General features: G+C 62.5%; 17 protein-coding genes. 11 read left to right on the forward strand and 6 right to left on the reverse strand.

Annotation, left to right across the window (positions count from 1 at the left end):
- Window positions 1–22 precede the first annotated feature (22 nt).
- Complete coding sequence (gene putP, locus ACODSJ_RS17565; protein WP_489102932.1) at window positions 23–1,507, forward strand: sodium/proline symporter PutP; 1,485 nt, start codon at window positions 23–25, stop codon at window positions 1,505–1,507.
- 127 nt (window positions 1,508–1,634) lie between these two features.
- Here the strand turns inward: putP and ACODSJ_RS17570 are convergent, their stop codons facing one another.
- The gene (locus ACODSJ_RS17570; RefSeq protein WP_489102933.1) at window positions 1,635–2,129 is read right to left on the reverse strand and encodes a DUF2165 family protein; all 495 of its coding nucleotides are present in this window, start codon (window positions 2,127–2,129) and stop codon (window positions 1,635–1,637) included.
- Between the two features lie 258 nt (window positions 2,130–2,387).
- Here ACODSJ_RS17570 and ACODSJ_RS17575 point away from each other — a divergent pair, with 258 nt between their 5' ends.
- On the forward strand, window positions 2,388–4,430 hold the full coding sequence (locus ACODSJ_RS17575) for a type VI secretion system Vgr family protein (RefSeq protein ID WP_489102934.1): 2,043 nt from the start codon (window positions 2,388–2,390) through the stop codon (window positions 4,428–4,430).
- 78 nt (window positions 4,431–4,508) lie between these two features.
- Entirely contained in the window at window positions 4,509–5,348 is an 840-nt protein-coding gene (locus ACODSJ_RS17580) for a 23S rRNA (adenine(2030)-N(6))-methyltransferase RlmJ (protein ID WP_489102935.1), read from the forward strand.
- Between the two features lie 200 nt (window positions 5,349–5,548).
- Here ACODSJ_RS17580 and msrA read toward each other — a convergent pair whose 3' ends face one another.
- From msrA to aceE, 5 genes are all read right to left on the reverse strand, one after another.
- Window positions 5,549–6,196, reverse strand: a complete 648-nt coding sequence (gene msrA, locus ACODSJ_RS17585; RefSeq protein ID WP_489102952.1) for a peptide-methionine (S)-S-oxide reductase MsrA — start codon at window positions 6,194–6,196, stop codon at window positions 5,549–5,551.
- A 111-nt stretch (window positions 6,197–6,307) separates the two neighbouring features.
- A complete protein-coding gene (locus ACODSJ_RS17590; RefSeq protein WP_489102936.1) occupies window positions 6,308–9,001 on the reverse strand; it encodes a putative bifunctional diguanylate cyclase/phosphodiesterase in 2,694 nt (897 codons plus the stop codon).
- Between the two features lie 194 nt (window positions 9,002–9,195).
- The gene (locus tag ACODSJ_RS17595; protein ID WP_489102937.1) at window positions 9,196–10,587 is read right to left on the reverse strand and encodes an alkaline phosphatase D family protein; all 1,392 of its coding nucleotides are present in this window, start codon (window positions 10,585–10,587) and stop codon (window positions 9,196–9,198) included.
- Between the two features lie 394 nt (window positions 10,588–10,981).
- Window positions 10,982–12,622, reverse strand: a complete 1,641-nt coding sequence (gene aceF / locus ACODSJ_RS17600; protein ID WP_489102938.1) for a dihydrolipoyllysine-residue acetyltransferase — start codon at window positions 12,620–12,622, stop codon at window positions 10,982–10,984.
- Between the two features lie 11 nt (window positions 12,623–12,633).
- Entirely contained in the window at window positions 12,634–15,279 is a 2,646-nt protein-coding gene (gene aceE, locus ACODSJ_RS17605) for a pyruvate dehydrogenase (acetyl-transferring), homodimeric type (protein WP_489102939.1), read from the reverse strand.
- A 383-nt stretch (window positions 15,280–15,662) separates the two neighbouring features.
- Between aceE and glnE the strand changes: the two genes are divergently transcribed.
- The 8 genes from glnE (at window position 15,663) to ACODSJ_RS17645 (ending at window position 25,862) form a co-directional block, all read left to right on the forward strand.
- Window positions 15,663–18,614 (forward strand): bifunctional [glutamate--ammonia ligase]-adenylyl-L-tyrosine phosphorylase/[glutamate--ammonia-ligase] adenylyltransferase, encoded by a 2,952-nt coding sequence (gene glnE, locus ACODSJ_RS17610; protein ID WP_489102940.1) that lies wholly within the window; start codon window positions 15,663–15,665, stop codon window positions 18,612–18,614.
- A 289-nt stretch (window positions 18,615–18,903) separates the two neighbouring features.
- Window positions 18,904–19,938, forward strand: a complete 1,035-nt coding sequence (gene waaF / locus ACODSJ_RS17615) for a lipopolysaccharide heptosyltransferase II (protein ID WP_489102941.1) — start codon at window positions 18,904–18,906, stop codon at window positions 19,936–19,938.
- Window position 19,939: 1 nt separating this feature from the next.
- Window positions 19,940–20,998 carry a lipopolysaccharide heptosyltransferase I gene (gene waaC, locus ACODSJ_RS17620; protein ID WP_489102942.1) on the forward strand — a complete coding sequence of 353 codons (1,059 nt, stop codon included), beginning with the start codon at window positions 19,940–19,942 and terminating at the stop codon, window positions 20,996–20,998.
- Window positions 20,998–22,122: a glycosyltransferase family 4 protein gene (locus ACODSJ_RS17625; RefSeq protein ID WP_489102943.1), complete on the forward strand. Its 1,125-nt coding sequence runs from the start codon at window positions 20,998–21,000 to the stop codon at window positions 22,120–22,122. The genes waaC and ACODSJ_RS17625 overlap by 1 nt, the downstream gene beginning before the upstream one ends.
- Complete coding sequence (rfaP, locus tag ACODSJ_RS17630) at window positions 22,119–22,925, forward strand: lipopolysaccharide core heptose(I) kinase RfaP (RefSeq protein WP_489102944.1); 807 nt, start codon at window positions 22,119–22,121, stop codon at window positions 22,923–22,925. The genes ACODSJ_RS17625 and rfaP overlap by 4 nt, the downstream gene beginning before the upstream one ends.
- A complete protein-coding gene (locus ACODSJ_RS17635) occupies window positions 22,925–23,659 on the forward strand; it encodes a lipopolysaccharide kinase InaA family protein (RefSeq protein WP_489102945.1) in 735 nt (244 codons plus the stop codon). Before rfaP ends, ACODSJ_RS17635 begins: the two co-directional genes overlap by 1 nt.
- The gene (locus ACODSJ_RS17640) at window positions 23,656–24,408 is read left to right on the forward strand and encodes a lipopolysaccharide kinase InaA family protein (protein WP_489102946.1); all 753 of its coding nucleotides are present in this window, start codon (window positions 23,656–23,658) and stop codon (window positions 24,406–24,408) included. Before ACODSJ_RS17635 ends, ACODSJ_RS17640 begins: the two co-directional genes overlap by 4 nt.
- Window positions 24,408–25,862: a lipopolysaccharide kinase InaA family protein gene (locus ACODSJ_RS17645; RefSeq protein ID WP_489102947.1), complete on the forward strand. Its 1,455-nt coding sequence runs from the start codon at window positions 24,408–24,410 to the stop codon at window positions 25,860–25,862. Before ACODSJ_RS17640 ends, ACODSJ_RS17645 begins: the two co-directional genes overlap by 1 nt.
- The last annotated feature ends 47 nt before the right edge of the window (window positions 25,863–25,909 follow it).

The following is a 25,909-nucleotide window of genomic DNA, read 5'->3' on the forward strand; positions in this document are numbered from 1 at the left end:
AAACAAAGCCAGGGCGTACCTCATGAGTGTTAGTAATCCCACCCTGATCACCTTCGTGATCTACATCGCCGCCATGGTCCTGATCGGCCTGATGGCGTATCGCTCCACCAACAACCTATCCGACTACATCCTGGGCGGTCGCAGCCTGGGCAGCGTCGTGACGGCATTGTCCGCCGGGGCCTCCGACATGAGCGGCTGGCTCTTGATGGGGTTGCCGGGAGCAATCTACATGTCGGGCCTGTCGGAAAGCTGGATCGCCATCGGCCTGATCATCGGTGCCTACCTGAACTGGCTGTTCGTGGCCGGTCGCCTGCGGGTGCAGACCGAACATAACGGCGACGCACTGACGCTGCCGGATTACTTCTCCAGCCGTTTCGAAGACAAGAGCGGCGTGCTGCGGATCATCTCCGCAGTGGTCATCCTGGTGTTCTTCACTATCTACTGCGCTTCCGGCATCGTGGCCGGTGCCCGTCTGTTCGAGAGCACTTTCGGCATGTCCTACGAGTCGGCGTTGTGGGCCGGTGCCGCCGCGACCATCGCCTACACCTTTGTCGGTGGTTTCCTGGCAGTCAGCTGGACCGACACCGTGCAAGCCACACTGATGATCTTCGCGCTGATCCTCACACCGATCATCGTGCTGCTGGCCACTGGCGGCGTCGACACCACGTTCCTGGCGATCGAAGCGAAGGATCCGACGTCCTTCGACATGCTGAAAAACACCACCTTCATCGGCATCATCTCGCTGATGGGCTGGGGCTTGGGCTACTTCGGCCAGCCGCACATCCTGGCGCGCTTCATGGCGGCCGATTCGGTCAAGTCCATCGCCAATGCCCGTCGCATCTCCATGACCTGGATGATCCTGTGCCTGGGTGGCACCGTGGCCGTAGGCTTTTTCGGTATCGCCTACTTCTCGGCACACCCGGATGTGGCCGGTCCCGTGACCGAGAACCATGAGCGCGTGTTCATCGAGCTGGCAAAACTGCTGTTCAATCCATGGATTGCCGGTGTGCTGCTGTCGGCGATCCTGGCGGCGGTAATGAGTACCCTCAGCTGCCAGTTGTTGGTGTGCTCCAGTGCCCTGACTGAAGACTTCTACAAGACCTTCCTGCGCAAGGGCGCCTCCCAGCTGGAATTGGTCTGGGTCGGCCGTGCCATGGTGCTGCTGGTCGCCTTGATCGCCATTGCGCTGGCTGCCAACCCGGAAAACCGCGTGCTGGGCCTGGTGAGCTACGCCTGGGCGGGTTTCGGTGCGGCCTTCGGTCCGGTGGTGCTGATCTCCGTGGTCTGGAAAGGCATGACCCGTAACGGCGCGCTGGCGGGCATCCTGGTCGGTGCGATCACCGTGATCGTCTGGAAGCATTTCGCCCTGCTGGGCCTGTACGAAATCATCCCTGGCTTTATCTTCGCCAGCCTGGCCATCTACATCGTCAGCAAGCTGGGCTCGCCAACCGCCGGTATGGTGCAGCGCTTCGAAGCGGCCGAGAAAGATTTCCGTCTGAACCACTAAGCGCTTGATCGATCCATTGTGGCGAGGGAGCTTGCTCCCGCTTGAGCGCGAAGCGCTCATAAATTAGGACTGCTCCGCCCGAGACGTCGGACCGGCCCAGCGGGAGCAAGCTCCCTCGCCACGCAGATCACTTCATCTCGGCATCGGACTGGTTGAGGAAAACCAGCACCCCGACGATCGCCATGTAGAACCTGAACGCGGCGTCCTGACCATTCCAGGTCTGCGATTGCCACATCAGGAACCATTCGCCGCCGACGACCATGAAGCCAAAGAACCAGACGAAGAACCCGACGGTGAGCCCCGCGATGGCCCAGCGCTTGGCTTGGCTGAAAGCCAGGCTTTCGGCCCTGCGTGCCTGCCATAGGCGCAATGCGCCGAAACCCAGCAGGCCGGCGGTGATGGCTTCGCCGAGGATGATCAGCCAGTAAGCGGCGTGCCACAGCCAGGGTTGGGTGATGGCGCGATAGCGAGCGGCGTTGTCGGGGAAGGTCGTGTCCATGCTCAGCACGTGCTGTACGAAGTTGAAATTGGAGCTGTAATCGGTGACGTTGTTGAACGCGGTCAGCAGGGCGAATGCGGCGAGTGCCAGGATCATTGCGATTTTTGCGTAGCGGGTCGTCATGGGGTGCGTCCTTTGCGCTGGGCGACGACGAACGTTATCACGGCGGGTCGCAATCCCGTGGGCGATGCGTTGTGCGACGTTGCTGATTCATTTGTACGAAAGCTGTCGGGATGCCAAGGATGTCTGTCGGAAAATACAGCCCAGTGCGCAGGCTTTGTCTTGTCGGATGTAGGGCAAATCTGTTTTTCGTGCCCCCCGGTCAGGATCGCACTTTGCTCATGCAGAATCGTCGGTCTTCATTCAGCAGAGGCACATCGGATGTTCCCGCCTGCCAACCAACCCCGTTTCACACTGACATTCGACAGCGGGCCGAACGCGCTCAAGGTGCTTGAGTTCGAGGGCACGGAAGCCATCAGTCAGCCCTATCGCTTTGACCTGGAGCTGGTCAGTGAGCGCGCGGACCTGGCGTTGGAAGAAATCCTGCATCGCCAGGCCTACCTGGCTTTCGGCCGCGACTGTGGCATACATGGCCAGGTCTACAGCGTCGCCCAGGGCGATTCGGGCAAGCGCCTGACCCGTTACCGCATCAGCCTGGTGCCACGCCTGGCGTACCTGGCGCACCGTATCAACCAGCGGATCTTCCAGCACTTGAGCGTGCCGGCGATCGTCGCGCGGGTCCTGAAGGACCATGGCATCCTTGGCGACGCGTTCCAGTTCCAGCTCGGCGGGCCATGCCCGGAGCGTGAATACTGCGTGCAGTACGCAGAGAGCGACTTGGCCTTCATCGAGCGGATCTGCGCCGAGGAGGGCATCCACTACCACTTTCGGCACAGCCCTGACGGCCACCTGTTGGTGTTTGCCGATGACCAGACACAATTCCCCCGCCTGCCCAAGCCGACGCTTTATCGGTCGGGCAGTGGCATGGTCGCCGAAGAGCCGGCGATCAAGCAGCTGGCGGTGCAGCTGCAGACCCGGAGCAGCGCCGTGGTGCTGCGCGACTATGATTTCCGCCGGCCCAGCCTGTCGTTGCAAGCCCAGCTCGACAGCCAGCAGTTGCCCGTGCTGGAGGATTACCGCTATCCCGGCCACTTTGCCGGTGGCGAAGCGGGTGAGCGCCGGGCGCGCCGGGCACTGGAGCGTCACGCCAGCGACGCTTGCCAGGCCGAGGGCAGTAGCGACCAGCACGCCCTTGTCAGCGGGCATTTCCTGAAAATCGACGGGCATCCCCGGGCGCAATGGAATGATCTGTGGCTGCTGACCCACGTCACTCACCGTGGCCGTCAACCCCAGGTGCTGGAGGAGTCGCTCGGCGAGGGCCCGGACTCATTCCAGGGTTACCGCAATACGTTCCAGGCGATCCCTTGGGACGTGTTCTTCCGGCCGCCCTTGCCGCCGGCAAGGCCCACCGTGCGCGGTTATCAGTCGGCCGTGGTGACCGGTCCTGCCGACAGTGAGATTCATTGCGACGAGTTCGGGCGGGTCAAGGTGCAGCTGGCCTGGGACCGCGATGGCCAGGGCGATGAACATTGCAGTTGCTGGCTGCGGGTGGCCTCCGGCTGGGCCCATGATCGTTATGGCGCGGTGATGATCCCTCGGGTGGGCATGGAAGTGCTGGTGGGGTTCATGAACGGCGATGTGGACAGCCCCCTGGTCGTGGGTTGCCTGCCCAACGGCGCCAACCCGCCGCCGCTGGACCTGCCGACGGACAAGACCCGCAGCGTCTGGCGCAGCCAGAGCAGCCCCGGCGGCGATGGCTACAACGAACTGCGCATCGAAGACCGCAAGGGGGCCGAGGAGATCTACCTGCGGGCGCAGCGCAACTGGACCCAGCATGTGCTGCATGACCAGCGGGTGCAGGTCGATCATCAGCGCAGCATTGTCGTCACCGGCACCTCCCATCACGAACTCAAGGCCGACGAGCAGCGCGTCACCCATGGCCGACGCCAGGCCGAGGTCCGGCAGGATGACCATCTATCGGTGACAGGCGGGCGGCACATTCGCGTGGGCAGCCAATCGACCAGCGCTGACGGGCACTTTCATGTCCGTGCCGGCCAACAGGTGGTGCTGGACGGTGGCGTCAGTGCAACCATCCAGGCGGGCGGGCACTGGATCACCCTTGGCGCCGGCGGAATATTCAGCAGCGTGCCGATCGAGGTCGGTGGCGCGCCGATGGCCGTCATGGCTGCAGCGGCCGTCGTGCCGGGCGGCGTGGAAAAACTGGCCGCCGTCGCGCCCCGCCTGTCCCTCGCACAAATCCTGAGCCTGAAGGGCGCTGCGCCATTCTGCGAAGAATGCCAGCGCTGCCGGGACGGTGTTTGTGGGGTGGCGCCCCCATTCACCTATGCATCGAGAGGTGGGTGACGCCGCAGCCGCTCGGCTCTCGACGCCTGACGTTCGGCGTGCTTCAAGGTAAACTCGTCGGCCTTCGCAGGAGCCGCCATGAATTATCGCCACGCCTTCCACGCCGGCAATCACGCCGATGTGTTCAAACACCTGACCTTGACCCGCCTCATTGCCCTGATGTCGCGCAAGGAGCAACCCTTTGCCTACCTCGACACCCACGCGGGCATCGGGCTGTACGATTTGCAGGGTGACCAGGCCAATCGTACCGGTGAGTACCTCGAAGGCATCGCGCGGTTGTGGGGCCAGGATGATCTGCCGCCACTGACTGCCGACTACATGAAGGTGCTTCATGAGATGAACCCGGACGGGCAGTTGCGCTACTACCCGGGCTCGCCTGAGCTGGCACGGCGCCTGACTCGCGCCCAGGACCGGGTGCTGCTCAACGAAAAGCACCCCGAGGATGGCGTGCTGCTCAAGGACAACATGAAGGGCGACCGCCGCGTGGCGGTGCACCTGGGTGAAGGCTGGCACGTGCCTCGGGCGCTGTTGCCGGTGGCGGAGAAACGCGGCCTGATGCTGATCGATCCGCCATTTGAAAAGCTTGACGAGATGCAGCGCTGCGCCGCGTCGCTGAAGGAGGCCATCGGCCGGATGCGCCAGACGGTGGCCGCGATCTGGTACCCGGTGAAAGACCAGCGGATGTTGCGCCGCTTCTACCAGGACCTGGCAGGCACTGGAGCACCTAAACTGTTACGTGTGGAATTGCTGGTGCACCCACTGGACACTCCCAACAGCCTGAACGGCTCCGGCCTGGCGATTGCCAATCCGCCGTGGGGCCTGGAAGAGGAATTGCGCGAGCTGCTGCCTTGGCTGTCGAAAAAGCTCGCGCAGACCCAGGGTGGGTGGCAGATGGATTGGTTAATCGCTGAAAGCTGATCGGATGCATTGGCGCCGGACCTGTGGGAGCGAGCCTGCTCGCGATGGGGACGGCACCTCCAACATCCCGGTGACTGACACACCGCTATCGCGAGCAGGCTCGCTCCCACATGGGTATGGGCCTGCTCACTGAAGTTGTATCCGCCAAAAAATTCCTATGGGAGCCAAGCTCAGCTCCCACATTGGGACGGAAAATAAAGTCAGATCGGGCAAGTCACGCCGGTTCCGCCGATCCCGCAATAGCCTTCCGGGTTCTTCGCCAGGTACTGCTGGTGATAAGCCTCGGCGAAGTAGAAGGTTGGCGCTTCTTCGATTTCGGTGGTGATGGCGCCCTTGCCGGCCTTGCTCAATTCTGCCTGGAACACTTGCTTGCTGTGCTGCGCCGCCGCCAGTTGAGTCGGGTTGGTGGCGTAGATGACCGAGCGGTATTGGGTGCCGATGTCGTTGCCCTGGCGCATGCCCTGGGTCGGGTTGTGCAGTTCCCAGAACATTTTCAGCAACTGCTCGTAGCTGACCTTGGCCGGTTCATAGACCACCAACACCACTTCGCTGTGGCCGGTAAGGCCCGAGCAGACTTCTTCATACGTCGGGTTCGGCGTGAAGCCACCGGCATAGCCCACCGCCGTACTGACCACGCCTTCGCGCTGCCAGAACTTGCGTTCGGCACCCCAGAAGCAGCCGAGGCCGAAGATTGCGAAATCCACATCCATGGCAAACGGGCCCAGCAGCGGCGCGTCGTGGACGAAGTGTTTTTCCGGCACGGTCATCGGTGTTTCACGGCCAGGCAGAGCTTGTTCTTGAGTAGGGAGCACGTTTTTGTTCACCAGTATTTCCGAGCGCAAGACCATCATCAGTCCTCTCAGTCAGATTGAATTGAGTGAAATAGACAGTCAGTGTGCCCAATGCCGGTTAGTTAAGAAAGGTGCAACTGTGGTGAGAGGCCGTGACAGCCAAGGGCGTCAGACAAGCGGCCCGCGTGGGTAGCGCCGCAGCTTCTCCACCAGCTCCGAACCGGGGATCGGCCGGTCGAACAGGTAGCCTTGGCCGACATCGCAGCGGTGACGGCGCAGGAAGGCCAGCTGCTGGGAGGTTTCGACGCCCTCGGCCACTACCTTGAGCTTCAGGTTGTGGGCCATGGCGATCACCGCCGAGGTGATCTCCATGTCGTCCTGGTTGTCGGGGATTTCATGGATGAAGCTGCGATCGATCTTGATGATGTCGATCGGGAATTTCTTCAGGTAGCTGAGCGACGAATAACCGGTGCCGAAATCGTCCATGGCCAGGGTCAGGCCCAGGTGCTTGAGTTGGTCGAGCTGCAAGTGGGTGTCTTCGGTGGCTTCCAGCAGCAAGCCTTCGGTCAGTTCCAGCTCCAGCAGGCGGGCGGACAGTTGTTCTTCCTTGAGGATACTGGCGAGTGAGGCAACCAGGTCCGGGTCGGAAAACTGCTTGGGCGACAAGTTGATCGCCACCTGCAAATTGCCCAGGCCGGCGGCAGTCAATTGCTTGCTCATCCGACAGGCCTGGCGGGCGATCCATTTGCCGATTGGAATGATCAGGCCCGTTTCTTCGGCGACGCTGATGAACTGGTCGGGGCGGATCATGCCTTTTTCCGGGTGATTCCAGCGCAGCAGCGCTTCCATGCCCAGCAGGCGACCGCTGCGCAGGCACAGCTTGGGCTGGTAGAACACGTCCAGTTCGTTCTGGGTCAGGGCTCGGCGCAGGTTGTTTTCCACGAACAGCTTGTAGCTGGCCTCGGCATTCAGCGCTTCGGTGAATACCTGGACCTGGTGCTTGCCGTTGGCCTTGGCCTTGTGCAGGGCGAGGCCGGCGTTGCGCATCAGGGTCTGCGGGTCGCGGCCGTGCAGGGGCGCGCAGGCCAGGCCGACAGAGCCGGTCACGCTGATCAATTGGTTGTCGACGAACATCGGTTTGTCGAGGGTCATCAGCAACTGGCTGGCGACCTGCTGGCCAGCCTCCAGGTCGGTGTCGTCCAACAGGACGGCGAACTCGTTACTGGCAAAACGTGCCAGGCTGCCGCTGGGGCTCAGGCTATTGCGCAGGCGCCGGGCCAGGCTGATCAGCAGCTTGTCGCCGGTCTGGTGGCCAAGGCTGTCGTTGATGCGCTTGAAGTTGTCGATGTCCACCAGCAGCAGGCAGATCGGCGAATCACTGTCCCGGGCGAAGCGCTCGTCCAGGTTGCGAATGAAGGCCGGACGGTTGCCCAGGTTGGTCAGGTTGTCGGTATACGCCAGGCGTTCGATGCGCTGCTGGGCCAGCTTGGACTGGGTGATGTCTTCGTAGATGCCGATGTAGTGGGTCAGTTCGCGGTTGTCACCGTAGACCTTGGAAATCGACAGTTGTCCCCAGTAGGGTTCCAGGTTCTTGCGCCGGCTCTTGAACTCGCCCTGCCAGCTGTTGCCCTGGGCCAGGGCGGACGGCGCGTCGAACAGCAACTCGCTGAGGTTTTCCAGGGCCGGCAATTCGGCCAGGCGCTGGCCGTGGACTTCCTCGGTGGTGTACTGGGTGATAGCCGTGAAGCTGGGGTTGACGTACTCCACCACACCGTCGCAGTTGACCAGCAGGAACGCGTTGGCGCTCTGCTCGACGGCGCGCTGGAACAGGTGCAGGGCGCTGGTGGCGGTGCGCCGGTTGTGGTTGTTGATCACTTGGGCGAACTGGTCCGCCAGCTCACCGGCAAAGGCTATCTCGTCCGACTGCCAGGCGCGGGTGGCGCCCACTTGCTCCAGGCACAGCACGCCGACCACCTGACCGTCGATACGCACACTGGCATCGAGCATGGCATTGACGTTGCGGCTGCGCAGGCTTTCGGCCAGCTCCCGGGTACGCGGGTCACGTATCGCGTTATGGGCATCGATGGCGCGGCAGGTCTGCAACGCTTCCATGTAGTTGGGGTATTCGTCGGCGTTGATCACCGTCGGCAGGAAGTACTCCTGGGTTGCCCGGTTATAGGCTGAAATGGGCACCAACTGATCATTTTCCAGGTTCCACAGGCTGGCGCAGTCGATCTGGTAGATGTCGCAGGCGCTGCGGGTGATGAGTTCGGCGGCTTCGAGCAGGGAATTGTTGGCGCTGTAGCGTTGGCGCGTCAGCAACAGGATGAGGTCCTGCTGGGCACGGACCCGGTCCAAGTGCTGAAGTTGTTCTTGCTGGGCGCGCTGGTTAAGTTCCAGGGCGATCTGCAGGCGGGAATTCTGGGTTTCCAGGTCCACGGTCGGCAGGGGCGATTCATGTTGCGGCAGGCGGTCCACGGCCAGCAGGTAACCGCGCAACAGGTGGCGATTGTGCTGCTTATAGGCTTCACCGGTTTCCAGCACGCTCATGGGACCTTTGGTGGTGTGGAGCGTGTAACTGATCTGGTAATGCGACGCCTGTGCCAGTTGCTGCTGGATGGCGTCGTGCAATTGATAGCGCGCTTCGGGTTCCATCAGGCTGGCGTAGGGCGAGCTGACCAGCGAACACAGCTCCACGGCCGGCAGGCCAAAGTAGTGTTCACAGTTGGGGTCGAGGAACAACAGCGCCCAGCTCGCTTCATTCAGCCGCTCGAAACGCAGCATGCCGAGCCGCGAGGGCACCGGTAACTGCGTCACTACCTCGGCCACCATACGGCTGGCGGCATCGGGTTGGCTTTTCATGGGGAAACTCGCTTCGAAAATGCTGATCGCGCCGGGCTGACGCCCTCGTTACTACCGGTTGCCGCAAGGTTGCATCATTGCGGCACTGACTGACAAGAGACATGAAGGCCAAGTGCTATAAACCTTTTATCGGCCGACAAAAGGATTTCTCCAGTCGCCAGCCGATCGGAAGGTGCAAAGGATGCTACCGTCCGTCAGTGCAGAGCGATCCAGACGCTCTGCAACGCGACTGCGTCGCGGTTGTGAAAGGTGACCTGCACGCTCTGGGCCGTGACATGCAGCCGGGCGAAGTTGTCCTGGCTGATCACCTTGCTGGTCAGTTCATAGTGATAGTCACCGTCTTCGGTCCGGGCCATGGACGCGCCGAAATCAAAATCCGTGGCTTTGGCAAAAGGCAGCAGCTTGCTGTTGTAAAGCGGCGAGGAAACGATGGTGTGCACCTCGAACCCGGTGTCCTGGCTGTGACGCAGGCGGCTGGTCAGGGAGCCGTGGATATCACCGGACACGAAGATCACATTCCTGATGCGATGGCGACGAATGGTCTCCAGCAGGCGCAGGCGTTGCTGCGCAAAAGCTTGCCAGGCGTCACCGTCGTCATGCCGGGTGTCGGGGTAGAACAGGACGCTGGTCACGATGAACTTGACCCGGACCGGGTTGTTGACGAGCCAGTCGAGCAGGCGGTGTTCCTGTTCCTCGTCCAGGATGCGTCGATCGTCCGGCGACAGGTTGCGCTGGGTCCGGCTGTCGGTGACGAACCATCCGACATCGCCATGGGTGAATGAATACCAGTAGTGCTTGAGCGGCTTGCGCAGGGTGCCGTCACTTGAACGCTCGCGGGCCGGGCTGTGGCTGGCCTGGTAAAGCCCATAGGCGTGCAGGGCGTTGGCGTACAGGATCTCGTCGTTGCCGGTTTTATGGGCTGGCCAGTTGTCTTCGATTTCGTGGTCGTCGAGGATCATGTAGGTGGGCGTCCCAGCCATGAGCTTGCCGATATGCGGCTGGGAAAAAGCCGTTCGGTATTTGAAGAGGATGTCCTTGTAGGTCCGGTCCGGGGCGACAATGTTCAAGTCGTCGAGATAAACCTGGTCTCCGGTCATCAGCACCGCGTCGATGGGTGGGTTGGCCTTCGCCACCAGCCGGTTGATGCCGGCAAAGGTGCGATCGCCCAGCCCGGGCAGCCGTGCAACCCCTCCGGTGATTCGCAGATACCGGCACGAACCGATGATATAGGCGCGCGGTGTGCCGGCCTGCTGGGACGGTGTGCGAAAGCGATAGATCGTTGCGGGCCAGCGCAGCGTCTGTTCTTCAAGGGCTTGCAGGGTTTGGCCTGGGTTCAAGGGCGTGAACCAGCCTGCCTGGTATTCATAAGTCGTGGCGGGCTGAAGGTTGTTGAGCACCACGACGTCGGACATGTCGCGATAAGCCTTCAGCAGGATGAAATGCCCTTGCGACCAGCTTGCATCACCTTTGGCTCGATAGCGCAGACCGGCAAATACAGGGTGGTGGCGGTAATCGCCGCGCAGGAATATGCGTGCGTGGTCAGTGGTCGTGTGCCCGACGATGGGGCCTACGGTGGGTTTGAACATGGTCGAATCCATTCGATATTCAGCATTGTGATGGGGGTGCAAGGCGTCGATGCGCTTGGCGTACTGATGCTAAAGCGTGGCGGGCCGTGGGGATCGTTCGGGAAGAGGGCGCGGGTTGTGGGCAATGACTAACAGAGGGCGTAGTCATTTGAGGTTTGCGGGGTAGGAAAAAGCTGCGGTTCACCTGGAGCAAGGAACGGACTGTCTATATCGCAGACCAGCGGGAGCAAGCTCCCTCGCCACGGGGGGCGAAGTCAGCTGCCCGAACCAGGTTGGCTGCCAGGCTCGAATTTCAGGCAAAAAAAGCCCCGCCATACGGGCGGGGTTGAGGTACGAGCGTGGCGCTCGGAAAACAGCGGCCGAAAGGCCCTCCGCGAGGGAGGGCCGCTCGGTGTTACAGCAGGATGGTACGGATGTCGCCCAGCAGGTCGCTCAAACGCTTGGTGAAGCGCGCGGCGGCGGCGCCGTTGATCACACGGTGATCGTAGGACAGCGACAGCGGCAGCATCAGTTTCGGCTGGAAGGCTTTACCGTCCCAGACTGGCTGGATGGTGGCCTTGGAAACACCCAGGATCGCCACTTCCGGCGCGTTGACGATCGGCGTGAAGCCGGTGCCGCCAATGTGGCCGAGGCTGGAAATGGTGAAGCAGGCGCCTTGCATGTCGTCGGCGGTGAGCTTCTTGCTCCGGGCTTTTTCGGCCAGGGCAGCGGCTTCGGCAGCCAGTTGCAGCAGGCTCTTCTGGTCGACGTTGCGGATGACCGGTACCAGCAGGCCTTCCGGGGTGTCGACGGCGAAGCCGATGTGCACGTATTTCTTGCGGATCACAGCCTTGCCGCTTGGGGCCAGGGAGCTGTTGAAGTCCGGCAGTTCCTTGAGCAGGTGCGCGCAGGCCTTGAGCAGCAGCGGCAGCACGGTCAGCTTCACGCCGGCCTTTTCCGCCACGGCTTTCTGCGCCACGCGGAAGGCTTCCAGCTCGGTGATGTCAGCCTGGTCGAACTGAGTCACGTGCGGAATGTTCAGCCAGCTGCGATGCAGGCTCGACGCGCCGATCTGCATCAGGCGGGTCATGGCCACTTCTTCGGTTTCGCCGAAGCGGCTGAAGTCCACTGCCGGGATTGGCGGGATGCCCGCGCCACCGGTGGCGCCTTCGGCCGGAGCGTTCTTGGCCTTCTGCATCATGGCCTTGACGTAGGCTTGCACGTCTTCTTTCAGCACGCGGCCGTGTGGGCCACTTGGGCCGACGGCGGACAGCTCGACGCCGAATTCACGGGCCAGCTGACGCACGGCAGGGCCGGCATGCACCTTGGCACCGCTTGGTGCAGGCGCAGCGACCGGTGCTGGTGCAGCTTCAGCCTTGGCGGAAGGAGCGGCGGCAGCCGGAGCCGGAGCCGCTTCGGCCTTGGCAGCTGGTGCTGCGGCTGGCGCTGGCGCGGCAGGCGCAGCAGCACCGGCCACTTTCAGCTTCAGGATCAGGTCGCCGGTACCCACTTCGTCTTCCAGCTTGATCTCGACGCTTTCCACCACGCCGGCAGCCGGCGATGGGATTTCCATGCTGGCCTTGTCGGATTCCAGGGTGATCAGCGATTGGTCGGCTTCGACAGTGTCGCCGACCTTGACCAGTACTTCGATGATCTTGGCCTTGCCCGACGAACCGATGTCCGGGACATGAATGTCCTGGACCGAGGCGGCAGCAGGCGCAGCCGCCGGGGCCGGAGCGGCCTCGGCAACCGGTGCAGCGGCAGGCTTTTCAGCCGCCGCCGGGGCAGCCGCAGGAGCGGCTGCGGCAGGGGCCGCGGCAGCGCCTTCGACTTCTAGCTCCAGCAGTTCGTCGCCTTCTTTCAGGCGGTCGCCCAGCTTCACTTTCAGGCTCTTGATGACACCGGCCTTCGGCGCCGGCACTTCCATGCTGGCCTTGTCCGATTCCAGGGTCAGGATGCTCTGGTCGGCTTCGATACGGTCGCCGACCTTCACAAACAGTTCGATTACTTCACCTTCACCGCTGCCGATGTCAGGTACGCGAATGAGTTCGCTCACGAAAATTCTCCTCAGCAGTCCAGTGGGTTGCGTTTTTCTGGATCGATGCCGAACTTGACGATGGCCTCGGCCACCACCTTCGGTTCGATATCGCCACGGTCAGCCAGGGCTTCCAGGGCTGCCAACACAACGAACTTACGGTCGACTTCGAAGAAGTGACGCAGCTTCTTGCGGCTGTCGCTACGGCCGAAACCGTCGGTGCCCAGCACTTTGAATTCCTTGGAAGGAACCCACTGGCGGATCTGCTCGGCGAACAGCTTCATGTAGTCGGTAGAGGCGATGACCGGACCTTTGCGGCCGTTCAGGCATTCTTCGACGTAGCTCAGCTTTGGCTTCTGGCCAGGGTGCAGGCGGTTGCTGCGCTCTACGGCCAGGCCGTTGCGACGCAACTCGTTGAAGCTGGTCACGCTCCAGACATCGGCACCGATGTTGAACTCGTCACGCAGGATCTTCGCCGCTTCACGCACTTCGCGCAGGATGGTGCCGGAGCCCATCAGCTGGACGTGGTGCGCCGCTTCGCGGTTGTCTTCCTCGAGCAGATACATGCCCTTGACGATGCCTTCCTCGACACCGGCCGGCATGGCTGGCTGCTGGTAGGACTCGTTCATCACGGTGATGTAGTAGAAGACGTCCTGTTGCTCTTCGGTCATCTTCTTCATGCCGTCCTGGATGATCACCGCCAGCTCGTAGCCGTAGGTCGGATCATAGGTGCGGCAGTTCGGGATGGTCCCGGCCAGCATGTGGCTGTGGCCGTCTTCGTGCTGCAGGCCTTCACCGTTGAGGGTGGTCCGGCCGGCGGTACCGCCGATCAGGAAGCCACGGGTACGGCTGTCGCCGGCCGCCCAGGCCAGGTCGCCGATGCGCTGGAAGCCGAACATCGAATAGAAGATGTAGAACGGCAGCATTGGCTGGTTTTGGCTGGAGTACGAAGTACCGGCAGCAATGAAGGAGCTCATGGCGCCCGCTTCGTTGATGCCTTCCTCGAGGATCTGGCCCTTCTTGTCTTCGCGGTAGAACATCACCTGGTCTTTATCGACTGGCTCGTAGAGCTGGCCGACGGACGAGTAGATGCCCAGCTGGCGGAACATGCCTTCCATACCGAAGGTACGGGCTTCGTCCGGGATGATCGGAACGATGCGTGGGCCGATTTCCTTGTCCTTGACCAGTTGCGCGAGGACCCGCACGAAGGCCATGGTGGTGGAGATTTCACGGTCGCCCGAGCCGTCCAGGATCGCCTTGAGGGTGTCCAGTGGCGGCGTCGGGATGCTGAAGCTCTTGGCGCGACGCTGTGGCACGAAACCGCCCAGCGCGGCACGGCGCTCGGCCAGGTAACGGGCTTCGGCGCTGCCTTCTTCAGGCTTGAAGAACGGCAGGTTTTCCAGGTCGCTGTCCTTGACCGGGATGTCGAAGCGATCGCGGAACAACCTCAGGCTGTCGACATCGACCTTCTTGGTGTTGTGCGCGGTGTTCTTCGCTTCGCCGGCGCCGGTGCCATAACCCTTGATGGTCTTGGCCAGGATGACGGTCGGCTGGTCTTTGTGGTTGACCGCTTCGTGGTACGCCGCGTAGACCTTGTACGGGTCGTGGCCGCCACGGTTGAGTTTCCAGATCTCGTCGTCGGACAAGTCGGCAACCATGGCCTTGAGTTCAGGCGTGTTGAAGAAGTGCTCACGGACGAACGCACCGTCCTTGGCCTTGTAGTTCTGGTACTCGCCGTCGATGACTTCGTCCATGCGGCGTTGCAGGATACCGTCGACGTCCTTGGCCAGCAGCGGGTCCCAGAAACGGCCCCAGATGACTTTGTTGACGTTCCACTGTGCACCGCGGAACACGCCTTCGAGTTCCTGGATGATCTTGCCGTTGCCGCGAACCGGGCCGTCGAGGCGCTGCAGGTTGCAGTTGATGACGAAGATCAGGTTGTCCAGCTTCTCGCGGCCGGCCAGGGAGATAGCGCCCAGGGATTCCGGCTCGTCGCACTCGCCGTCGCCCATGAAGCACCAGACTTTCTGCTTGCCTGGCTGGATGAAGCCACGGGCTTCCAGGTACTTCATGAAGCGCGCCTGGTAGATCGCCTGGATCGGGCCCAGACCCATGGAAACGGTCGGGAACTGCCAGAAGTCCGGCATCAGCCAAGGGTGCGGGTAGGAGGACAGGCCGTTGCCGTCCACTTCCTGGCGGAAGTTGTTCATCTGGTCTTCGGAGATGCGGCCTTCCATGAACGCACGGGCGTAGACGCCTGGCGATGCGTGACCCTGGAAGTAGATCAGGTCGCCGCCGTGTTCGTCGGTCGGGGCTTGGAAGAAGTAGTTGAAGCCGATGTCATACAGCGTCGCGCTGGAGGCGAAGCTGGAGATGTGACCGCCCAGGTCCGAATCTTTCAGGTTGGTACGCATGACCATGGCCAACGCGTTCCAACGTACCAGCGAGCGAATGCGGCGTTCCATGAACAGGTCGCCAGGCATGCGTGCTTCGTGGGTAACGGGGATCGTGTTGCGGTACGGCGTGGTGATGGCGTAGGGCAGTTGCGAACCGCTGCGGGTCGCGAGTTCGCCCATACGGGTCATCAGATAGTGAGCACGGTCTTCGCCTTCTTTGTCGAGAACCGATTCCAGGGCGTCCAGCCATTCCTGGGTTTCGACGGGATCGAGGTCTTGCATGGCTTGCTCCAGGGCGGAAAGGCTACCAGAATCGGTTGCCTGAGTTTGCGACTGGCCTTGTGGGCAGACGGTATAAAATTCTTGGATTGCCGAAGGTTGTTTCGGCGGCGTGTAGTTTTACTACAAATCGTTGGCCGTTTCAGCCTTTCGAATGTATAGACGAGTAGTAAAACTACACCTGAGCGGCCTATGGCCCCTCGTTTCCTTGTGAGAATAATCGATACTGTTGGTCATGAACCAACTCGAGCAGGTAGAAACTTGATGTCGGCTGCCAATAAAAACAGATTTTCAGCTATTTATCATCTTTGTTCGACAGTCAATCAGGTAGTGTCTTTTGAAAAAACACTACATCCAGCCCTTCCCGCGCCGATCAAGGATAGACCATGAGCCTGCCTTCGCTCGTTCAAATCCCGGAAATGCTACCGGTGATTCTCCAACCATTGGTCAGTCGCGCCGAGCAGTCGTTCCGTGCAGCCGTGGGCCGTCTCGACGACGACCACGGTTTTTCCACCTGGACCCTGCGACACTGGGACGCATTCAAGCGCGTCGCTGCCGCCAGCGACTTTGTCATCGAGCAGAGCCTGCGTGATCCGGTGATGCTGCTGGAGCTGGTGCGCAGTGGTGAACTGAACCGCAGCTTCGCCCCCGGCGAAATGTGCGCGCAGATCGGTGCCGCGGTACAGGCGGCCGAGACCGAGGACGAACTGGGCCGGGTCTTGCGTCGCCAGCGCACCCGCCAGCAGGTGCGGATCATCTGGCGCGACCTGACCCGCCAGGCCGATCTGGTCCAGACCTGCCGCGACCTCTCCGACATGGCCGACACCTGTATCGACCAGGCGTATCAATGGTTGTACCAGCGCCTCAGCCAACAGTTCGGCACGCCCACCGGTCGGCGCAGCGGCGAGCCGCAGCAGATGGTCATCCTGGGGATGGGCAAGCTCGGCGCGGTCGAGCTGAACCTTTCATCGGACATCGACCTGATCTTCGCTTATCCCGAAGGTGGCGAAACCGTCGGTGTGAAGCGGCCGCTGGATAACCAGGAATTTTTCATCCGCGTTGGCCAGCGCCTGATCAAGGCCCTGGACCCGATGACCGTCGACGGCTTCGTCTTCCGCGTCGACATGCGCCTGCGCCCATATGGTTCGGCCGGGGCGCTGGTGTTGAGCTTCAATGCGCTGGAGCAGTATTACCAGGACCAGGGGCGCGATTGGGAACGCTACGCGATGATCAAGGCGCGGGTGGTGGCGGGCGATCAGGTTGCGGGTGGGCAATTGCTCGACATGCTGCGACCGTTCGTTTATCGGCGCTACCTGGATTTTTCCGCCATCGAGGCGCTGCGCACCATGAAGCAGCTGATCCAGCAGGAAGTGCGGCGCAAGGGCATGGCCGACAACATCAAGCTGGGTTCGGGCGGTATTCGCGAGGTGGAGTTCATCGCCCAGGCGTTCCAGCTGATCCACGGTGGTCGTGACTTGAGCTTGCAGCAGCGCCCACTCTTGAAGGTGCTGGGCACCCTGGAAGGCCAGGGCTACCTGCCCGCCCAGGTGATTGCCGAGCTGCGCCAGGGTTATGAGTTCCTGCGCTATACCGAGCACGCGATTCAGGCCATCGCCGACCGCCAGACCCAGATGTTGCCGGACAGCCCGCAGGACCAGGCGCGCATTGCATTCATGCTGGGCTTTGCCGATTGGACGACCTTCCATGAACGACTGATGCATTGGCGCGGGCGGGTGGCCTGGCATTTCGGCCAGGTCATTGCGGACCCGGATGAAGAAGCCGGCGTCGAAAGCGAAGTGGTGGTGGGCGGCGAATGGCTGCCCTTGTGGGAAGACAGCCAGGACGAAGAGGCGGCTTGCCGCCAGTTGCAGGACGGTGGTTTTGTCGATGCGCCCAAGGCCCTCAGGGCGCTGGCCGTGCTGCGTGGCAGCCCGCAATTGCGCGCCATGCAGCGCTTGGGGCGCGAGCGTCTGGATGCGTTCATCCCGCGCCTGCTGGCCCAGGCCGTGGAGCATGCCAGTCCGGACCTGGTGCTGGAACGGGTGCTGCCGTTGGTCGAAGCCGTGGCGCGCCGATCGGCTTACCTGGTGCTGCTGACGGAGAACCCTGGGGCCCTGCGGCGCTTGCTGACGTTGTGTGCGGCGAGCCCGTGGATTGCCGAGCAGATCACTCGCTTCCCTTTGCTGCTCGATGAATTGCTCAACGAGGGCCGCCTGTTCAAGCCGCCGCTGGCGCCGGAACTGGCGGCGGAGTTGCGCGAGCGTTTGACGCGTATTCCCGAGGATGACCTTGAGCAACAAATGGAGGCCTTGCGGCATTTCAAGCTGGCGCACCGTTTGCGCGTCGCCGCTTCGGAAATCGCCGGCAGCCTGCCGTTGATGAAGGTCAGCGATTACCTGACCTGGCTGGCCGAGGCGATCCTCGAACAAGTGCTGGCCCTGGCCTGGCGCCAGACGGCGGCCAAGCACGGCGTACCATTGCGCACCGACGGCAGCCTGTGCGATCCGGGCTTCATTATTGTCGGTTATGGGAAAGTCGGCGGCCTGGAATTGGGGCATGGTTCCGACCTGGACCTGGTATTCATCCATGACGGCGATCCGCAAGCGGAAACCGACGGGCCGAAACCCATCGACGGCGCGCAGTTCTTCACCCGGCTCGGCCAAAGGATCATTCACTTGCTGACCGCCCAGACCAACTCCGGGCAACTCTATGAAGTGGACATGCGCCTGCGACCGTCCGGGGCGTCGGGGTTGCTGGTCAGCTCCCTCGGTGCGTTTGCCCGGTACCAGGAAAACGAAGCCTGGACCTGGGAACATCAGGCGCTGGTACGGGCCCGGGTGCTGGTGGGCAGTCCGGACGTGGGCCAGGCGTTCGAGAAAGTCCGCGCCCAGGTGCTGGGGCGCAAGCGCGATTTGCCGACGTTGCGCCAGGAAGTCAGCGAGATGCGCGCCAAGATGCGCGATAACCTCGGCAGTAAGGCCACCGCCGCCGGCACCGCGCCAAACGCGTTCGAGGCCACGGCGCCCTTCGACCTCAAGCAGGATGCCGGAGGTATCGTCGATATTGAATTTATGGTGCAATACGCGGCTCTGGCGTGGTCCGAAGAGCATCCATCGTTGGTGCGCTACACCGATAACATCCGCATCCTGGACGGGTTGCAGGAAGTCGGGCTGATGCCGGCCGAAGACGCCACCCTGTTGCGCGAGGCCTATAAAGCCTTCCGCTCCGCCGCTCACCGCCAGGCCTTGCAGAAAGACCCGGGGGTGATAACCGGCGATCAGTTCGTCGACGAGCGCCGGCAGGTATTGCGGATCTGGCGGGAGCTGGGACTGAGTTGAGTATTTGAATGTGGGAGCGGGCTTGCTCGCGAAGGCTGAGTGTCAGGCGACATGAATGTTGAATGTCATGGCCTCATCGCGAGCAGGCTCGCTCCCACAGTGGATTGGTGGTGCTGCACCGCACTTGAAACAAAGGCACCCCTCCCTGTGGGAGCGAGCCTGCTCGCGATAGCGGAGTATCAGGCGACATGGATGTTTTTGTAGATTAGGGCAACAGGCAACGACCTAAGCCACAGTGATTGTCGAGGCGGGGAGGCGTAGGCCTCCCCGTATCGTTCTTGGAAAACACATGAATATTCTGATCGTTGGGCCCAGTTGGGTCGGTGACATGGTGATGGCGCAGACACTGTTCCAGTGCCTGAAGCAGCGCCACCCGCAGTGCGAAATCGACGTCCTGGCCCCCGAGTGGAGCCGGCCGATCCTCGAGCGCATGCCCCAGGTGCGCAAAGCCTTGAGCTTCCCGCTCGGCCACGGCGTGCTGGAGCTGGCGACCCGTCGGCGCATCGGCAAGTCCCTGGCCGGCCAGTACGACCAGGCGATCCTGTTGCCCAATTCGTTGAAGTCGGCGCTGGTGCCGTTCTTCGCGGGCATCCCCAAGCGCACTGGCTGGCGTGGCGAGTTTCGCTATGGCCTGCTCAACGACGTGCGCCCGCTGGACAAGGATCGCTACCCGCTGATGATCGAGCGCTTCATGGCCCTGGCCTACGAGCCGGGTGCCGAGTTGCCCAAGCCCTATCCGCGCCCGAGCCTTGCCATCGACCCGGTGACCCGCGAGGCGGCGCTGGCCAAGTTCGGCCTGAGCCTCGATCGTCCGGTGCTGGCCCTGTGTCCGGGTGCCGAGTTCGGTGAGTCCAAGCGCTGGCCGGCGGAACATTACGCCCAGGTGGCGGAGGCGAAAATCCGCGAAGGCTGGCAAGTCTGGCTGTTCGGCTCGAAAAAGGATCATCCGGTGGGCGAAGATATCCGCTCGCGACTGATCCCGGGGCTGCGGGAAGAGTCGGTGAACCTCAGCGGCGACACCTCCCTGGCCGAGGCCATCGACCTGCTGTCCTGCGCCGATTCGGTGGTCTCCAACGACTCGGGCCTGATGCACGTGGCAGCGGCCTTGAACCGTCCACTGGTGGCGGTCTATGGCTCCACGTCGCCGGGCTTCACGCCACCGCTGGCCGACCAGGTCGAAGTCGTGCGCCTGGGCATCGAATGCAGCCCGTGCTTCGACCGCACCTGTCGCTTCGGTCATTACAACTGCCTGCGCCAGCTCATGCCGCCTGTGGTGAACGATGCCCTGGAGCGTTTGCAGGGCACTCCGGTGGAGGTGCAGTAACTTGCGGGTATTGCTGATCAAGACCTCTTCGCTGGGTGATGTGGTTCACACCTTGCCGGCGTTGACCGATGCAGTGCGGGCGATCCCCGGCATCCGGTTCGATTGGGTGGTGGAGGAAGGCTTTGCCGAAATCCCCACCTGGCACCCGGCGGTGGGCAAGGTCATTCCGGTGGCGATTCGTCGCTGGCGCAAGAACCTCTGGCAAACCATCAAGAGCGGCGAATGGCGTCGCTTCAAACAAAATATGCGCGCCGAGAAGTACGACCTGGTGATCGATGCCCAGGGCTTGCTGAAAAGCGCCTGGCTGACGCGCTACGTCAAGGCGCCGGTTGCTGGCCTGGATAAACAATCGGCTCGTGAGCCCCTGGCTGCACGCTTTTATTCGCGTCGGCTGGCGGTGGCTCGCGGGCAGCACGCGGTCGAGCGTGTGCGGCAACTGTTTGCCTTGGCGCTGGGTTATGACTTGCCGCAGACGCTGGGTAACTATGGGCTCGATGTCGACCGCCTGGTGGAATTGCCACGCCCATATCCGTACGTAGTGTTCCTGCACGGCACGACCTGGGACTCCAAGCACTGGCCCGAACTTTACTGGCGCCAGCTCACTGAGCGCATGGGGCAGTTCGGCGTGGTGGTAAAACTGCCGTGGGGCAACCCGGCCGAGAAGGCCCGGGCCGAACGCATCGCCAGCGGGTTGCGCAATGCCTTGGTGCTGCCGAAGCTTAACCTCGGTGGCATGGGCAAGGTGCTCGCCGGCGCCCAGGCCTGCGTTGCCGTGGACACCGGCCTGGGGCATCTGGCTGCGGCCCTGGATGTGCCGACCATTTCGCTGTTGGGCCCGACCAACCCGGTGTTGACCGGCGCCTACGGCAAGGGCCAGGTTCATCTGGCCAGCGATTTCCCTTGCGCACCGTGCATGCAGAAACAATGCACTTATTCACCAACCGCCGAAGATACCCGTCGGTTTGACCTGAAACGCGAGCAGCCCCTGTGCTTCACGCGTCTGAATCCCGAGCGTGTTGCCAGCCACCTGAGCACGTTATTGGCTGAGGAGCCGCGCTGATGCAATTGGCTTTTGTCCTTTATAAGTACTTCCCCTTCGGTGGCCTGCAGCGTGACTTCATGCGTATTGCCCTGGAGTGCCAGCAGCGTGGGCACCAGATCCGCGTCTACACGCTGATCTGGGAAGGTGATGTGCCGCCGGGCTTCGAAGTGCTGGTGGCGCCGGTCAAGGCGCTGTTCAACCACCGCCGCAACGAGAAGCTCAGCGCGTGGATGGAGGCTGACCTAGCCAAGCGTCCGGTGGACCGTTTGATTGGTTTCAACAAAATGCCTGGCCTGGACGTGTACTACGCCGCCGACGGCTGTTTTGAAGACAAGGCGCAGAACCTGCGCAATTCGCTGTATCGGCGCTGGGGTCGCTACCGGCATTTCGCCGAGTACGAGCGCGCGGTGTTCGCACAGGATGCCAAGACCGAAGTGTTGATGATCTCCGAGGTCCAGCAGCCGCTGTTCATCAAGCACTACGGCACGGCGCTGGAGCGTTTCCACCTGCTGCCGCCGGGCATCGCCCAGGACCGTCGCCGACCTGCCGACGCGCAGGAAATTCGTGCGGGGTTCCGCGCCGAGTTCGAACTGGCCGACGATGACCTGCTGCTGGTGCAGATCGGCTCCGGATTCAAGACCAAGGGCGTGGATCGCAGCCTCAAAGCCTTGGCGGCGCTGCCTGCGGAACTGAAAAAACGCACCCGATTGTTTGTAATCGGCCAGGACGACCCCAAAGTATTCCAATTGCAGAGCGCCGCGCTGGGGCTTGGCGACAACGTGCGGTTCCTCAAGGGGCGCAGCGATATCCCGCGCTTCCTGTTGGGTGCCGACCTGTTGATCCATCCGGCCTACAACGAAAACACCGGCACCGTGCTGCTCGAAGCGCTGGTGGCGGGCTTGCCGGTGCTGGTCAGCGCTGTGTGTGGGTACGCTCACTACATCGCCGAGGCGAACAGTGGCTTGGTGCTGGACGAGCCATTCGAGCAGGCGCAACTCACCGAGTACCTGGCGCGCATGCTGGGTGATGCCGGTGCGCGCGCGGCCTGGAGCCGCAACGGTGTGGCCTTCGCCGAGACGGCCGACCTCTACAGCATGCCGCAACACGCGGCCGATGTGATTCTGGCGGAGCACGTGCAATGACACTGATGTTGGCCGAACCGTTCAAGAGCCTCTGGGCCGGGCGCGATGCGTTCGCCGAAGTCGAGGCTCTCCAGGGCGAGGTCTATCGCGAGCTTGAAGCCCGGCGCACCTTGCGCACCGAGGTGAATGGCCGCGGCTACTTCGTGAAGATCCACCGTGGCATCGGTTGGGGCGAGATCTTCAAGAACCTGACCACCGCCAAGCTGCCGGTGCTCGGCGCGGGGCAGGAATGGACCGCCATCCAGCGCTTGCAGCAAGTCGGCGTGCCGACCATGACCGCCGTCGCGTACGGCGAGAAAGGCCGCAACCCGGCGGGTCAGCATTCGTTCATCGTCACTGAGGAACTGGCGCCGACCATCAGCCTGGAAGACTACAGCATCGACTGGCTCCGGCAGCCACCGCCGCCGGCGCTCAAGCGTGCGCTGATCGCCGAAGTGGCGCGCATGACCGGCATGATGCACCGTGCCGGGGTCAACCACCGTGACTGCTACATCTGCCACTTTTTGCTGCACACCGACAAGCCGGTGACCGCGCAGGATTTCAAGCTCTCAGTGATCGACCTGCACCGCGCCCAGACCCGTCCGGCCATCACCACTCGCTGGCGCAACAAGGACCTGGCGGCGCTGTATTTCTCGGCGTTGGACATTGGCCTGACCCGCCGCGACAAGCTGCGCTTCCTCAAGGGCTATTTCCAGCAGCCGCTGCGCCGGATCCTCGCTGAGGAGGCGTCCCTGCTGGCCTGGCTCGAAGGCAAGGCCGACAAGTTGTATGCGCGCAAACAGCGGTACGGGGATGCGCTCTGATGTCAGGTTGGAAACTGGAGCCTGCCTACGCGGAGCTGGCCGAGGATTTCGGCAGCCTGGAGGCGGTATTCGCCTTGCAGGGCGAGCGCTTGACCCACGATCCGCTGTCGGAAGTGATCCGCGTACAGCGCAATGGCGTGAATTACTACGTCAAGCGTTACGTCGGTGCCGGCAAGGGGTTGCGTCGTTACTTGGGCAAACCACGGGTCAAGTCTGAATGGCAGAACCTCAAGCGCTTCGCCAAATGGGGCATCCCCACTGCCCATATCATTGGCTGGGGACTGGAGCGAAACGGCGCGACCTATGCCCGTGGCGCGATGATCACGCGCGAGCTGCCGCACACCGAAGACCTCTCGGCCCTGGCCGGTCGTCGCGACCCGAGGCTGGCCGACCGTGCCTGGGTCGATAACGTGAGCCGGCAACTGGCCGACTACACCCGGACCATGCATGAGCATCGCTTTACCCATAACGACCTGAAGTGGCGCAACCTGTTGATCGACGACCAGGCGCGCCTGTTCCTGATCGACTGCCCGAACGGTGACTTCTGGCGCGGCTTCTGGCTCAAGTACCGTATCACCAAGGACCTGGCGTGCCTGGACAAGGTTGCCAAGTATCATTTGTCGACCACCCAGCGCCTGCGTTTTTACCTGCAATACCGCCAGCGCGATCGGCTCGATGCGCACGACAAGAAGCGCATCCGTCACGTGGTGAGATTTTTCGAGGGGCGTGAATGACTGATTTTCTGGCCGCTGAAGACCGGGCGTTGCTGCAACGCCACGGCCTGGACAGCTTCGACGCCTTGTGGGCGCGGCAACTGGATGCGGTGGACGAACCCAATACGTCGGGCGATGGCTGGAGCAGCGTGTTCCGCCTGGATCTGGAAGGGCAGGGCTATTACCTCAAGCGCCAGAGCAACTACCTCACCCGGACCTTCTCGCACCCCTTCGGCGAGCCGAGTTTCTCCCGGGAGTTCCGTAATATCAGCCGCTATCGCCAGTTGGGGATCCCGGCCTTGCAAGCGGTGTTCTACGGTCAGCGCAAAGTAGGCGGTGAAGTGCGCGCGATCCTGCTGACCCGCGCCCTGGATGGCTGGGACGACCTGGATTCGCTGCTGCAACGCTGGTCGACCCTGACGGCGGCGCAGCGCAGCACCATCCTTAACGCCTGTGGCCAGTTGGCGCGGCACCTGCACGGCATGCGCCAGGTCCATGGCTGCTTCTATCCCAAGCACATCTTCCTGCAAGCCACCGCCAGTGGTTACCAGGCGCAATTGATCGACCTGGAGAAAACCCGGCCCTTGCTGTTCGGCCAGCGTGACCGGGTCAAGGACCTGGAGCCCTTGCTGCGTCGCGCCCCTGAATGGAGCCAAGAGGAAGTGCGTCAGTTGCTGTCCGCCTACTTGGATCAGCCTCGCGACAGTACGTTGGTCGACAGCTGGATGAAACGCCTGAACGCCCGGCGCAGCCACAAGGAAGCCCGTTGATGCAACTGTCCGAATTGAAGAGCGCCGGGCGCAACCCCGTCCTGCCGTTGAGCCTGGAACTGGCCGATGCCGCCGGTCCCGCACGACTGCAACTGCTGTCGTTGTTGCGGGTGTTGCCGGGGCAGCGCTACGTTGGCGCCGGCGTCTGGCGTGGCCGGCCGGTGTTGGCCAAGTTGCTGGTGGGCAACAAGGCGGCCCGGCATTTCCAGCGGGAGCTGCAAGGCGTGCGCCTGCTGGCTGACCAAGGGCTGACCACGCCGCTGCTGTTGGCCGATGGCCTGAAAGAAGGCGAGGGCGGCTGGTTGCTCTTCGAATTGCTCGAAGGCGCCGAGAGCCTGGGGGATGCCTGGAAGCAGGTCGAGCACCTGCCGTTATTGGCCGATGAACAGACGGCCGTGCTGGCTGAGGCCCTGGGTGCCGTTGCGCAACTGCACGGCAAGGGCTTGTGGCAGGAAGACCTGCACCTGGACAACCTGCTGCGCCATGACGGCAAGCTCTACTTGATCGACGGCGCCGGCATCCGCGCCGAGAACCCGGGCCAGCCGCTGTCACGAGACAAGGTGCTGGAGAATCTCGGGGTGTTTTTTGCTCAATTGCCCAAATCCATCGAGCCGTTCAACGAAGAACTGCTGGTGCATTACCTGTTGAGCAACGCAGAGCACGCGTTGCCCATGGAGGCGTTGCAAAAACAGATCGACAAAGTGCACGCCTGGCGCCTGAAGGACTTTCTGGCAAAGGTGGGGCGCGAGTGCAGCCTGTTCAGTGTGCAGCGCGGTCCGTTTGGCTTGCGCGCCATTCGTCGCGATGAAGAGGCGGCCATGACGCCAGTGCTGGAACAGGCCGATGCGTTGCTCGACCAAGGCCACCTGTACAAGACCGGGGGCGCGGCGAGCGTCGGCAAGGTCGAGGTGAGCGGTCGCCTCCTGGTGATCAAGCGCTACAACATCAAGCATTTCGCCCACTGGCTCAAGCGCTTCTGGCGCCCGAGCCGTGCCTGGCATTCCTGGCGCGAGGGCCATCGGTTGGCCTTTCTTGGCATCGCCACGCCCAAGCCCTTGGCGTTGCTGGAAAAGCGCTTCCTGTGGCTGCGTCGTGGTGCGTACCTGGTGACCGAGTACCTGCAGGGTCCGGACATCATCGAGCGTTTTGCCCCTTATGTGCAGAGCGGTGACGCTCCCGAGGCTGAATTGCAGGCGCTGGACCGGCTGTTCGCCGACCTGATTCGCGAACGCATCAGCCACGGCGACTTCAAGGGCCACAACCTGTTCTGGCAGGAAGACCGCTGGGCGTTGATCGACCTGGACGCCATGTGCCAACACCGCACCCACGCCAGCTTCGCCCCCGCCTACGCCCGCGACCGCGCGCGATTCATGCGTAATTGGCCGCAGGACAGTGCGCTTTATCAGGTGATTGACCAGCGGTTGCCCAAAGAGGCCGGTAGCGCCTCGTCCTAGGCCTGCGGTAAACCTGTGACGAGGGCGCTTTTGTGGCGAGGGAGCAA

The organism is Pseudomonas sp. FG6, assembly GCF_057809015.1.

Excerpts from the sequence above, each read along its gene's own strand:
- putP (WP_489102932.1), top strand. The coding sequence starts at position 23 with ATGAGTGTTAGTAATCCCACCCTGATCACCTTCGTGATCTACATCGCC.
- ACODSJ_RS17570 (WP_489102933.1), bottom strand. The coding sequence starts at position 2,129 with ATGACGACCCGCTACGCAAAAATCGCAATGATCCTGGCACTCGCCGCA.
- ACODSJ_RS17575 (WP_489102934.1), top strand. The coding sequence starts at position 2,388 with ATGTTCCCGCCTGCCAACCAACCCCGTTTCACACTGACATTCGACAGC.
- ACODSJ_RS17580 (WP_489102935.1), top strand. The coding sequence starts at position 4,509 with ATGAATTATCGCCACGCCTTCCACGCCGGCAATCACGCCGATGTGTTC.
- msrA (WP_489102952.1), bottom strand. The coding sequence starts at position 6,196 with ATGGTCTTGCGCTCGGAAATACTGGTGAACAAAAACGTGCTCCCTACT.
- ACODSJ_RS17590 (WP_489102936.1), bottom strand. The coding sequence starts at position 9,001 with ATGAAAAGCCAACCCGATGCCGCCAGCCGTATGGTGGCCGAGGTAGTG.
- ACODSJ_RS17595 (WP_489102937.1), bottom strand. The coding sequence starts at position 10,587 with ATGTTCAAACCCACCGTAGGCCCCATCGTCGGGCACACGACCACTGAC.
- aceE (WP_489102939.1), bottom strand. The coding sequence starts at position 15,279 with ATGCAAGACCTCGATCCCGTCGAAACCCAGGAATGGCTGGACGCCCTG.
- glnE (WP_489102940.1), top strand. The coding sequence starts at position 15,663 with ATGAGCCTGCCTTCGCTCGTTCAAATCCCGGAAATGCTACCGGTGATT.
- waaF (WP_489102941.1), top strand. The coding sequence starts at position 18,904 with ATGAATATTCTGATCGTTGGGCCCAGTTGGGTCGGTGACATGGTGATG.
- ACODSJ_RS17625 (WP_489102943.1), top strand. The coding sequence starts at position 20,998 with ATGCAATTGGCTTTTGTCCTTTATAAGTACTTCCCCTTCGGTGGCCTG.
- rfaP (WP_489102944.1), top strand. The coding sequence starts at position 22,119 with ATGACACTGATGTTGGCCGAACCGTTCAAGAGCCTCTGGGCCGGGCGC.
- ACODSJ_RS17635 (WP_489102945.1), top strand. The coding sequence starts at position 22,925 with ATGTCAGGTTGGAAACTGGAGCCTGCCTACGCGGAGCTGGCCGAGGAT.
- ACODSJ_RS17640 (WP_489102946.1), top strand. The coding sequence starts at position 23,656 with ATGACTGATTTTCTGGCCGCTGAAGACCGGGCGTTGCTGCAACGCCAC.
- ACODSJ_RS17645 (WP_489102947.1), top strand. The coding sequence starts at position 24,408 with ATGCAACTGTCCGAATTGAAGAGCGCCGGGCGCAACCCCGTCCTGCCG.